The sequence below is a fragment of the Arundinibacter roseus genome, from assembly GCF_004348825.1.
Taxonomy (GTDB): domain Bacteria; phylum Bacteroidota; class Bacteroidia; order Cytophagales; family Spirosomataceae; genus Arundinibacter; species Arundinibacter roseus.
The window spans coordinates 529,020-541,069 of record NZ_SMJU01000002.1 but is presented as its reverse complement, the minus strand read 5'-3'; the positions used below and the strand labels follow the sequence as shown (position 1 = coordinate 541,069).

At 46.4% G+C, this 12,050-nt stretch carries 10 protein-coding genes; 4 read left to right on the top strand and 6 right to left on the bottom strand.

What is annotated here, in order from left to right; genetic code table 11:
- Positions 1-249 precede the first annotated feature (249 nt).
- From EZE20_RS04805 to EZE20_RS23960, 5 genes are all read right to left on the bottom strand, one after another.
- Positions 250-2,496, bottom strand: a complete 2,247-nt coding sequence (locus EZE20_RS04805; RefSeq protein ID WP_132115019.1) for a xanthine dehydrogenase family protein molybdopterin-binding subunit — start codon at positions 2,494-2,496, stop codon at positions 250-252.
- 19 nt (positions 2,497-2,515) lie between these two features.
- Positions 2,516-3,538 (bottom strand): FAD binding domain-containing protein, encoded by a 1,023-nt coding sequence (locus EZE20_RS04800; RefSeq protein ID WP_132115017.1) that lies wholly within the window; start codon positions 3,536-3,538, stop codon positions 2,516-2,518.
- Entirely contained in the window at positions 3,531-4,052 is a 522-nt protein-coding gene (locus EZE20_RS04795; RefSeq protein WP_132115015.1) for a (2Fe-2S)-binding protein, read from the bottom strand. The genes EZE20_RS04800 and EZE20_RS04795 overlap by 8 nt, the downstream gene beginning before the upstream one ends.
- Positions 4,053-4,183: 131 nt before the next feature.
- Positions 4,184-5,875, bottom strand: coding sequence for a sodium:solute symporter (locus tag EZE20_RS04790; protein ID WP_132115013.1), 1,692 nt, complete (start codon positions 5,873-5,875; stop codon positions 4,184-4,186).
- Positions 5,872-6,021 carry a hypothetical protein gene (locus EZE20_RS23960; protein WP_165933404.1) on the bottom strand — a complete coding sequence of 50 codons (150 nt, stop codon included), beginning with the start codon at positions 6,019-6,021 and terminating at the stop codon, positions 5,872-5,874. The genes EZE20_RS04790 and EZE20_RS23960 overlap by 4 nt, the downstream gene beginning before the upstream one ends.
- Positions 6,022-6,255: 234 nt before the next feature.
- On the opposite strand from EZE20_RS23960, the gene EZE20_RS04785 reads away from it, so the two are divergent.
- The 4 genes from EZE20_RS04785 to EZE20_RS04770 all read left to right on the top strand — a co-directional run bounded on the left by EZE20_RS04785 (position 6,256) and on the right by EZE20_RS04770 (position 10,720).
- Positions 6,256-6,885, top strand: a complete 630-nt coding sequence (locus EZE20_RS04785; protein WP_132115011.1) for a redoxin domain-containing protein — start codon at positions 6,256-6,258, stop codon at positions 6,883-6,885.
- A gap of 264 nt (positions 6,886-7,149) precedes the next feature.
- On the top strand, positions 7,150-8,127 hold the full coding sequence (locus EZE20_RS04780; RefSeq protein WP_132115009.1) for a Gfo/Idh/MocA family protein: 978 nt from the start codon (positions 7,150-7,152) through the stop codon (positions 8,125-8,127).
- Positions 8,128-8,236: 109 nt separating this feature from the next.
- Positions 8,237-9,007: an SDR family NAD(P)-dependent oxidoreductase gene (locus EZE20_RS04775; protein ID WP_132115007.1), complete on the top strand. Its 771-nt coding sequence runs from the start codon at positions 8,237-8,239 to the stop codon at positions 9,005-9,007.
- Between the two features lie 102 nt (positions 9,008-9,109).
- Entirely contained in the window at positions 9,110-10,720 is a 1,611-nt protein-coding gene (locus EZE20_RS04770) for a Na+/H+ antiporter (RefSeq protein WP_132115005.1), read from the top strand.
- Between the two features lie 2 nt (positions 10,721-10,722).
- On the opposite strand, the gene EZE20_RS04765 is transcribed toward EZE20_RS04770, so the two are convergent.
- On the bottom strand, positions 10,723-12,006 hold the full coding sequence (locus EZE20_RS04765) for a DUF3472 domain-containing protein (protein ID WP_132115003.1): 1,284 nt from the start codon (positions 12,004-12,006) through the stop codon (positions 10,723-10,725).
- Positions 12,007-12,050: the final 44 nt, after the last annotated feature.

The window sequence follows — 12,050 nt, the reverse complement described above, 5'->3', positions numbered from 1 at the left end:
TGAAAAGCCCTTTAAACTATATTAATAAGGCTTTTTGCATCTTTAACTGATGGACACTTACGACCGTAATAGTTGTTAAAGCACAAGTTCGGATGTTTAGTTTCTTTCTACAATAAAAAAGCAAGAGATTATTTTTTCTCTTGCTTTTAATTAAAAAAATTATTTAAAAAATACTACTTCTTCAAATTTCCTCTGTTCTACTAAACTTTACACATCAGCTGTCAATCAATTATTTTATAAAACTTTTAGTTACAAAAGCATGTCGAAGTGAATGGGTAATTGATGGATTCGTTTGCCTGTGGCATGAAAGACGGCATTTGCGATTGCCGGCGGCAAGGCTACAATGCCAATTTCACCCAATCCTTTGCTACCCAAAGGATTGACAATATCATCTTTTTCCTCTACAAAAATCACGTCCAGATCATGAATGTCGGCGTGTACCGGAATATGATATTCGGCCAGGTTTGGATTCATGTATCTTCCCAGACGGTGGTCCGTAATCGTTTCTTCCCGCAGAGCCTTACTAATCCCCCAAACCATGCCGCCCACAATCTGACTTCGAGCGGTTTTAGGATTCACGATTGTTCCAGCGGCCACGGCGGTGAGCGCTCTTGTAACATTTATAACACCTAATTCTTCATCAACCTCAACTTCAACAAAAGCGGCGCTATGCGCAGCGCGGGTGTACTTTTTCAGCGTTAGAGGATTTGGAATATTCGTTTTTGACGCTTTGATCATTCTCTTGCCTGAAACTGTCAATAATTCCTGAAACGAAACAGCTACATCTGGTTTCTCGCTCAGGCTCAGATGTCCATTGGTAAGCGAAACCTTCGACTCAGAAGCAGTTTCAAACAGACTTCCGTTGGCTTTTTGAGCGATTTTCAATAATCTTTTTCGCAAAGCCTGACATGCAGCCACTACTGCCGAACCTACCGTAGATACGGTATACGAACCGCCCTGAATTGGTGCAAATGGCATTTTGCTATCTCCGTACTCAAATTCTACCTCGTCCAGCCCTACCCCCAGAGCATCTGCGGCAATTTGCGTCATAACCGTCAAAGTACCCGTCCCGATGTCAGTAACAGCGCTACGTACCCTAAACTTACCTTCTTTGGTAAGGGTAGCTTCGGCTTTGGCGGGTAAAGTCATGCTTTCCCAAATGCCGGTTGCCATGCCGTAGCCCACCAACCGGTTGCCCCTGCGCATGCTGCGTGGCTGCGGACTACGATTGTACCAACCAAATTTTTCGGCTCCCTGCAGGTAGCATTCCTTCAATTCTTTGCTGGAAAACGGACGGTTTTCCGAATCATCCTGTTCGGCATAATTTTTCAGGCGCAGGTCCAGTGGATCCATTTTTAACTCGTAGGCAAGTTCGTCGAGCGCACATTCCAGCGGATGCAGTCCTGTACTACCACCGGGAGCACGCATGTCAAGCGGGCTGTACACATCCACGGGTACAAGTTCATAGTCAAGCTTTGTGTTTTCGACAGGATAGAGAATATTCCCCCAATTGACCACCACTTCGGTATAGTCTTCAAACCGGGAAGTTTCGGCTGTTGCCTTATGGTGTAAAGCCGTAATTTTTCCGTCCATTTCGGCAGCAACTTTGATTTGCTGCAAGGTCGGCGGGCGGTGCCCAAACGTATACATTTGGGCGCGAGTCAGAGTGACCCGCACCGAACGTTTCAATTCCAGCGCGGCCATTACAGACATAAACAATTGATATTGAGGCTGAAGTCCTGACCCAAATGCGCCACCTACATACGGTGCAATTACTCGTACATCTTTGAATGACAGTCCAAAGACATTGGCTACATACAATTGACTATTGACGGTTCCCTGGGTTTTGTCATAGATGGTTAATTTGCCCTCCCCCTCAAACATTGTGGTGGTCGCGTGCATTTCCATCGGATTATGATGTTCCGTTCCGTGGTAGTAATCATCGGCTGAAACTTGCACGGGGCTTTCGTCAAAAGCTTTGTCAAAATCCCCTTTGGGTTTTGGCGGCAGGGGTTTCAGGAGGGTGGCAAACCCTCGTTTCGGAGCACGTGCGTCGTCCAGCTGATTGGTAAAATTCGTGGTAAAGGCTTCTTTTTCGTAGTCAATTTTCAACACAGAAGCGGCAAATCGTGCTTCTTCAAAGCTCTCGGCTACCACCAATGCTACGGGTTGGCCATAGTATTTTATTTCAGCATCATGCAACGGACGAAACGGCGATCCCGGCGGAGCGTCCATGTCGCTATACTGGAAATTAAACCAGGCAAGTGAAGGACGATTTTCATGAGTAAAAATCTCAATTATTCCGGGTAATTTTAGAATTTCTTCTGTATAAATCTTTTGGATTTTACCTTTTGGAATCGTGCTGTTTACTACATGGCCATACAGCAAATCCGGCGCCGAATACTCACCGGCATACTGAGCCGCACCTGTGACTTTGAGTGCTCCTTCCAGCCGGCTAAGGGCTTTTCCCTGCTGTTTTTGATTGATAGTTTCCATACGTTCAGAAGTCAAATGTTTAGAGCGAAGGCTGTGCACCAGGCCGTTGCGTTTCAGAAGGATTCAACGCCATTATTCCATTTCGGACAATCGCTCGCTTTGCCAGCTCAATTTTAAATGCGTTGTGTGTGAATCCGACGGCACCTTCCAGGATCAGGTCAGCGGCTTTGGTGAAATTTTCGGGTGAAGCAGTTTTTCCTTTTAAAAACTCTTCGGCTTCCTTCACACGCCAGGGTTTGTGGGCTACACCGCCCAGGGCAATTCGTGCAAGATCAATCCGATCTCCCGAAAGTTTTAATCCGGTTGCTACCGAGACAAGTGCGAAGGAATAAGAATTTCGATCGCGAAGTTTGAGATACGAGTAATTTTGCTCAAAACCTTCTTCGGGCAAGTCAATACCCGTGATCATTTCTCCGGCCTGCAACGAGTTATCAAGGTGCGGAGTATCGGCAGGAAGCCGATGAAAATCTTCAAAATTAATGACTCTTTCACCCGCCGGACCTTTTACACGCACCACAGCTTCCAGCGCCGCAAGAGCAACACACATATCGGAAGGGAAAACGGCAATACACTGTGGGCTTGTGCCCAAAATCGCCATAATGCGGTTGTAGCCTTCCAGCGCTGAGCAGCCGGTTCCTGGCTCTCGCTTGTTACATGGGGCGTGGGCATCGTAAAAATAGTAGCAACGGGTACGTTGCAGGAGATTGCCGCCATTGGTAGCCATGTTTCGGATTTGGGCCGACGCTCCCGCCAAAATAGCCTTTGAAAGCAAAGGATACCGCTGTCCGATCAGTGGGTGATAGGCCGTGTCGGCATTGGTCACGAGAGCTCCGAGACGTATCCCTCCGGCGCTGTTTTCTTCAATTGTCTGACATCCCTGTACGTGATTTATATCAATCAAATGTTCGGCGTGTTGAAGATTATACTTCATCAAATCAATCAGATTGGTGCCTCCGGCAAGTAGTTCCGCCTGCGAATTTTTGGCAAGCCCTGCCACCGCTTCCTCTGTGGATTGGGCTTTGGTGTAGGTGAAATTATTCATGTGTTTCAGGGATATAGACTTCCATAATCGCGTCAATTATTTGTGAATTTGCTCCGCATCGACAAAGATTTCCACTCATAAGCTCCTGAACCTCTGCCCTATTTTGGGCTTTCCCTTCCTGCATCATTCCTACCGCACTACAAATTTGCCCCGGCGTACAGTAGCCGCATTGAAAAGCATCATATTCAATAAATGCTTTCTGCAATGGATGCAACTCCCCGTTGTCGGCAATGCCTTCTATGGTCGTAATAGAAGATTGATCTTTAGAGACGGCCAGGGTGAGGCAACTCAGAATCCGTTTGCCGTCGCACATAACCGTACAAGCGCCGCACTGACCATGATCGCAGCCTTTTTTGGTGCCGGTCAGATGCAGATGATGACGCAGGGCATCCAGCAAACTAACCCACGGAGGCAGTTGAAGCTGAGTTGATTGGCCATTGATGGTAAACGTAACTGTTCGTATACAATCGATCTTTGATGTATTCGTGTTTCTTGATAATTGCGTAGTTTCCATAGGTGCAGGAGAAATAGTTCCTTTGAGAAATTGTGGTGATTTCTCTCCTGAGTTCCATAAGAAGCATGCCATGGAGCAAATGATCCGTTGCAAAAAAAACGCCTGCCAGGAGTCGGCAGGCGTTTCATTCGTTAGGCTTTTACAGGTTGCGGCCAGACTTTTTCAAGGAGCCAGGCAATAAATATGACGAGCACACACCCAATGAGATTTAGCCATAAAAAGGCCGTAAGCTCATAAATATAGCTCGCAAAGACAAAAACCTCACCGATAACCGCGCCCCAGAAAACGGCCCTGCTGCCGATGGATTTGAAATAAAAAGCTACCAGAAAAACTCCTAAGATTACCCCGTAAAACAAAGAACCCAGCACATTAACTGCCTCAATCATACTACCCAATCGGCTGGCATACTGCGCCACAATGATGCAAAAAATACCCCAACCGAACGTAGTCCAGCGCGACACCCGCACGTAATGCTCGGGTGTGCCGTCAGTTTTGACCATTCGTTTGTAGACATCAATTACCGTGGTGGACGCCAGCGAATTATACGCTGCTGCTACCGAGCCCATCGACGCGAGCAGAATGACCGCAATCAGCAAACCGACGAGGCCGGCGGGGAGGTAGTCAATGACGAAGCGAAGAAAAATGTAGTTGACATCGTTGGTATCCTGACCATTTGCCTTCGAGATAAGCGCCTGAGCTTCTTTACGAACCTGCTGCACTTCGGACTCAGTGGCACCCAATACGTCTCTTTCGCGGGCAATTCCAGCCTCATCGTCGGTATCAAGTGCTGCCGAAAGTGCCAGTACGTGCGGTCTTTTCTGACTTTGAATTTGGGCATGCTTATCTTCAAGCTTTTGATACTCAGCAGCATATTGGCTGCTCATCACTTTCTCTACCTGCACCTGATTGAAAAACAACGGTGGCGTAGTGAATTGGTAAAAAGCAAAAACAAGAACACCTACGAGTAAAATCAGAAACTGCATCGGGATTTTCAGCAGACCGTTCATGGCAAGTCCCAGGCGGCTGTTGCCAATGGAACTACCCGTCAGATAACGTCCCACCTGCGATTGGTCGGTGCCGAAATAGGAAAGTTGCAGAAAAAATCCGCCGATTATTCCCGACCACACGTTGTAGCGGTTATTTAAATCAAAGGTGAAATCGATCAGATTGGTTTTACCCATTTTTCCTGCTACGTGAATGGCATCAGTAAATGAAACATCGTCAGGAAGAAGCTTCACAACTGTAACTCCGGCAATGACCATCCCCAACGTAACAATTCCCATTTGCTGCAAATGCGTATGCGAAACCGCGCGTGCGCCTCCCGTAACCGTGTAGAGCATGACCAAACCACCCGAAATGATGTTGGTCCAGGTGATGTCCCAGCCCAAAATAGCCGAAAGTATAATGGAAGGTGCGTAAATCGAAAGCCCGGTAGACAATCCGCGTTGCAGCAAAAACAGCCCGGCCGTCAGGCTGCGTGTACGCAGATCAAATCGTCCTTCCAGAAATTCGTAGGCGGTAAAAACTTTGAGTTTATGAAATTTTGGCACAAACGTAATGCACAGCACAACCATCGCCAACGGCAAACCAAAGTAAAACTGAACGAAGCGCATGCCGTCGGTATAGGCTTGTCCCGGGGCAGATAAAAACGTAATGGCGCTCGCCTGAGTTGCCATCAGCGATAATGTTACATGGTACCAGGGCAGCGACTGATTGGCCAGCAGGTACGACTCAATATTTTTGTTTTCCCAGCTACGATATATTCCGTAACCTACTATAAATGAAAGGGAAAGACCCAATACGATCCAGTCCAGATAGCTCATTGAAAGTGAATCATAAAGGCGTAAAAAAAGACAATCATAGCTACCAGAACGCCCAGAATCAGGCCGTACATCTGTGGCCAGGATTTAACAAAAGGAGGAAGTCCTTCCTGTTCGGGAGTCTGTATAGATCGGGGTTTAGCACGCATTCTTTGGGCAGGTTTTGTGTGTTCTTCAAGGGCTGTTCAACAAAAATAGAACCGATTTTGCAATGTAGAGGTATTTTTTGTGATAAAAGGGAGAGTTCCTCCTGTTTAACAATACGAAAAACACCTGCAATTTTAATATAATGAAGAATTTATTAACAATTTAGTCTATCATTTCGATAGAGTTTATATATTTGCATACTCAAAAAGTAATTAACCACTCAATCATTTTTACGTATGTTGTACGAAATCATTGATGAAGAAGGAATTGTACATTCGATTTCTCTTCGTCCCCGCCCCGCAACACGCTCAAAATCGCATGTATTCAGTGTTGGCCAAAAGGCCCCGCGCTTTGCGTTGTATCCCCAAAACATGGTTTGCCCCACAGGAAAGTCTAAACCCGCTGGCTGGATTCAAAGCAGTGAACTTCTCAAACGGCCTCTGGTTCTGGCATTTTTTTGTGAAGGATGGGGTGAAACGTATACGGCCAAAATGATTGAGAAATTTTCTGAAATGAACGCCTCCGTAGAGAAAACCGGAGCCGAATTTTTGGTGCTTACGCAGCAAAATCCATCTGCCCTGGCTAAGTGGACAAGTAAGCTGAATATTCAGTTTACGATGGCCTACGATGAAAACAACCGAATTGCCCGTTTATTTGGAGCGTATGATGCCCAAAATCCGGTATGGGATCGCGTGCCGGGAATCAACGGGGATGTTACAACGCCTGCTGTTTTTATCATTAATTCTCAGGAAACATTCAGCTTTGCGGCGCTAGACCGCGATTTTGAATTCAGTTGGGACGATGCGGCCTTTCAGGAAGCCTTATATGCCGACACAATCAATCAAAACCAACTCCGGTACGCCTGATTTACAAATCAATAAATCTTTTTTGGCATACAATTCTCTTTGAGTTGTATGCTTTTTTTATACCTCTTCGCGAGTTTCGGTTACCTTTTGTCTTCTAATTTTTCCTGCGTTCTGGAAAGTTTTTTTGTACTTTAAGCCTTCAAAATTGAAGTTTACAGGATAAAATGAAGCAAACGATGAGTTTTTTGGCGCTGTTGCCTTCTATTTCCATCGTTCAACTAAATCCTTGTGGCGGCTTACCATACGTATAACATTCCTGAAATTATGCAAAAAATTAAGTGGGGCATCATCGGCTGTGGTGATGTAACGGAAAAGAAAAGTGGTCCGGCTTTTTCAAAAATTCCTGGTTCTGAACTCGTGGCCGTCATGAGGCGGGACGCCGAAAAGGCGGCAGATTATGCGCAGCGCCACGGAGTTCCAAAGTGGTATGCAGATGCCGACGAGCTTCTGAATGATCCGGAAATCAACGCCATTTATATCGCCACTCCGCCCGATTCGCATCATGAGTATACGCTCAAAGCACTACGTTTGGGCAAACCGGTATACGTCGAAAAACCCATGGCTCGTACGGCAGCCGAATGTGACGAGATGGTGCGGGTCAGTGCCGAAACCGGCACACCGCTTTTTGTGGCGTACTATCGCCGGGAATTGCCCTACTTCATAAAAGTAAAGGAACTAATTGATTCAAAAGCAATTGGCGAGCTGCGCAGCGTTCATATTACATTGCATTGGCCGCCGTATGTGGAAGAAACCGGCCCCGATGCCAAACCACGTTGGCGGGTAGATCCGACAATTTCGGGCGGAGGACATTTTCATGACCTGGCTTCTCATCAATTTGATTTTCTGGAATATGCCCTCGGACCTGTCTCCTACGCCACCGGAATTTCGCGCAATCAGGCCGGGTTGTATGCTGCGGATGATGTAGTAGCAGCGGCTTTTGAATTTGAATCAGGGGTCGTTGGTACGGGGAGTTGGTGCTTTACCGGGGCAAAAAGCCAACGTTTAGATCAAACGACTTTACTTGGTACGGAAGGGAAAATTACCTTCTCATTTTTTGAAAAATTTACTATTCACCTTGAAAATGTCGACGGTGCTCAAACCTTTGAAATCCCGTATCCTGAGCATGTACAGCAACCGCTGATTGAAACGATCGTCGCCGAGCTTTTAGGTAAAGGAGCTTGCCCGAGCAGTGGTGAAACAGGCGCACGGGCGAATCATATTTTGGAATGGATTACTTCTTAGTTCTTTAACTATTAAGGAGTTACGTTTCATTTAGGAAGTTATAACACAATTAACAACTGATTATTTTTAATTTTTCATAAACCAAATCATCCTCAAACTAAAAACGCAAATGACCTTATTGGAAAAACATTTTGGATTAGAGAATAAAGTGGCCATCATCACCGGAGCCAGCAAAGGCATTGGTGAATCCATCGCCCGGTTTTTGGCAGATGCCGGCGCCAAAGTCGTGATTAGCAGCCGCAAACAGGCTGATCTTGAAGCGCTTGCCGAAGAAATTAAACAAACTGGCGGCGAGGTAACAGCAATTGCCGCGCACGTAGGCGACAGCGGGCAATTGAAAAATCTGGTAGAAAAAACCGTTGAAATGTATGGGGGTGTTGACATTTTGGTCAACAATGCCGCGGCCAATCCGCACTACGGCCCCACGCTCGAATTTCCGGAAAGTGCCTTTGAAAAGATCATGCAGATAAACGTAAAAGCGCCCTGGGAACTCACAAAGCTTGTTCACGAGTCTATGAAAAGTCGCGGAGGCGGAAGTATCATTAATATCAGCAGTATTGCCGCCCTCACACCCGATCCCGGTTTGGGCATGTACAGCGTTTCCAAAGCTTCTCTGAATATGCTCACCAAGGTATTGGCCAAAGAACTGGGCGCCGACGGCATTCGGGTGAACGCCATTTGTCCGGGCCTGATCAAAACCAAATTCAGTCAGGCGCTTTGGGAAGATCAAAAAACGCTGGATCGCTTCACCAAACGGCTACCGATTGCCCGCATGGGAACGGTCGAAGAAATTGCGGGTATGGCGCTTTACCTGGCCTCATCAGCTTCGGGCTACTGCACAGGCACGGTGTTTACGGCTGATGGCGGCACAACCATTTAAAAATGGCAATAGTTGATTTGCAGGAGCTAAAAAGTTGCTGAAATAAGAAGGATTTAGCTATTTTTAGAGCTAATAATCTATTCAATCCATTTACTCAACGTTATGATTCACGAATACCTTCTCCTGATTGTTTCCATGCTGTTGGCCGTTTTGTTGCTGGTCATGCTGGGACAAAGTCTCAAAATCTCCTATCCTATTTTTCTGGTCATTGCGGGTTTGCTGATTAGTTTTATTCCCGGCATTCCTTACATTCAAATCGACCCGGAGCTGGTTTTCCTTATTTTCCTGCCGCCAATTTTGTACGAAGCTGCGTGGTTTACGTCCTGGCATGATTTCTGGAAATGGAAGCGCCCTATTAGTTTGCTTGCCTTCGGGTTGGTATTTATCACCTCCACGGTCATTGCGTTTGTTTCCGAAGCCATGATTCCGGGTTTTACCCTGGCTTTGGGCTTTTTGTTGGGTGGTATAATTTCTCCGCCAGACGCTGTGGCGGCTACCTCCGTGTTAAAAGGGACGCAAATCCCCAAGCGATTGCTTACAATTCTGGAAGGCGAGAGTCTGGTGAATGATGCATCAAGTTTGATTGTTTTCAAATTTGCCCTTGCCGCCATTCTGACCGGGCAATTCATCATGCAGAAAGCTGTGACTGACTTTTTCCTGTTGGCCGGAATGGGCATTGTGGTGGGCTTAGCCGTGGCGATGTTAATGTACCTCATTCACAAATACTTACCGACCAATCCCAACATTGATACCGCGCTGACGCTCCTTACTCCTTACGTGATGTACATCGGTGCTGAACATTTTCATTTTTCAGGCGTAATGGCAGTGGTCAGCGGTGGGCTATTTCTGTCCTATCGCTCACACCGAATTCTCACATTTCAGTCCCGGCTGCAATCGCACGGGGTTTGGAATACCGTGATTTTCCTTATCAACGGAACAGTTTTCATTTTAATTGGTCTTGAACTGCCCGTCATCGTGAACGGTTTGCAGGGAGTTTCCAAAGGAGAGGTGATCAAATACGGCTTGCTGATTTCGGCATTGACCATTGGCATTCGCTTTGTATGGACGTACATCAATGCTTTTTTGCCAAGATATTTGTTTAAATCTATTCGGGAAAATGAAAAAAATCCGGGCTGGAAAGGAGCATTTGTCATCAGTTTTGCCGCTATGCGGGGCGTAGTTTCGCTCGCCGCCGCTTTCTCCATTCCGTTGGTTTTGACAACCAATGAAGCTTTCCCCCAACGAAACACCATTCTTTTCATCACATTTATTGTCATTCTCGTGACCCTGGTCGGACAGGGACTTGCGTTGCCATTTTTATTGAAGTGGCTGGATATTAAGGAAATAGACGACATTGCGCCCGAGGAAGAGCAGGAAGCAGGCATTCAAATTCGACTGAAACAAGCGGCATTACAAGTGCTTACTGAAAAACATGAGGTAAATCTGGCAGATAATGAACTCGTAGCCAATCTCAAAACGCAGCTCGAAAACGATTTGGCGCTTACCCGTCAAAAACTAGATTCGCTGGAATGTGCCGAATCAAATCTGGAAGAACTGAGCGTTTTTCATCACGTCACCAAAGAACTTATTCAGATTCAGCGGGAAGAACTCGCGGTACTCCGTGCCGAAAAATTATTTTCGGATGAAATGCTCCGCAAACAAGCCGCTCAACTGGATTTGGACGAAGCACGGCTTACAGGAACAGCACATTAATCTTAGTTGCCAGGTAATTTTTCAAAGTCAATATCGGGTGGACTTGCCGCAGGCAGACGCTGCAACGGAATGCCAATAGGTGTCGGGTCGCTGAAAAAGCCACAGTTTTGCAAATAAAACTGTCGCCCTTCGCTTCCTCCGGCATAGTCCATCCGATACCCTTTGCGGGCGGTATTGTCCGCTGAAAATTTAGCGGCGGAAATCTCCGTCCAAAGTCCGTCCGACGTCCGAATCCACTGATTACCAAAGTAAACCCGCCGCGACTTCTGACCTGTTTCTGGTATAAAATTTTCAAGAAACGAATGCAGGCGAGCCAGATACGTATGCGTACGGGGCCGTTTGAAACTCGCAATGAGCTGCCATTGATTTACTTCCGGGGCAAAGAAATAGGCCGTGTACGTGGTAGTACTGTCGCCGGAAGGTGCGCCATGCAACAAAAATTTATAGGTCTTTCCGGCTTTCCAGGGAAATTTCAGGTAGCTCTGTCCTCCCGATCCTTCGTTCCCGAATTCTCCCGTATAAACCGCGTCACCTTTCTTTAATCGTCTGATTTTCTGATCATCCGGTATTGCGTTGGGGTCGTCGGTACTAAACGGGCTCCAAACGGAAAATAAAATTCTGCGTTCGCTGTCCGAATTAACCTGCATACCAAAGTACCCTTCTGCAAATCCATTGGCCATAAAATACGAACCGACTACATCCTGCGTAGGCGGTACGGTCAATTCGTTGTAAAACCATTCTACGGAATCCATTTTTGCCGGGACTGCATAATTCAGGTGAACAGACGGGCCGCGCCTGCCCCAGTAAAAAAAATTGCCTTCATTATTTTTTACAAATGAAAGTTTGTTTGAAAGCTCTTCACCTTCCAGAATCCAGGCATGGGGCATTCCAAAAATGCTGTCACTCCTTGAAAGTCCCTGTAATTCAATCTTTACATAACCCGAATTTTTAACGCCCCATTTTCCTGTAAAAATTTCATTTTCAGCATTTTGCACCCATTCTACCTCCTGACTTTTTCCTGCTATGGTCACTCGAATCGTGCTCTTTGAGTTGCTTTTGCCGGTCAGGTAAAGCTTAAAAGTAGCAGGTTCCGAAAAACGCACCCATGTGGTTAGAATGGCTTGCTTTTCAGACCATTCGGAAAGCCCATCGGCGGAAATTTTTTCGGTGATTCCAGCTTCTACCCATGAGTTTCCACCAATCGGAACAGACACGCGCTCTGCTGAAAGATTTGAAATTCGGAGGCCACATAGAAGCACTAACAAGTATTTGAGGGTTCGTTGCATGATAAAAATTCTGTATTGACTGAGGTATAAATCAGCGGGCAAGA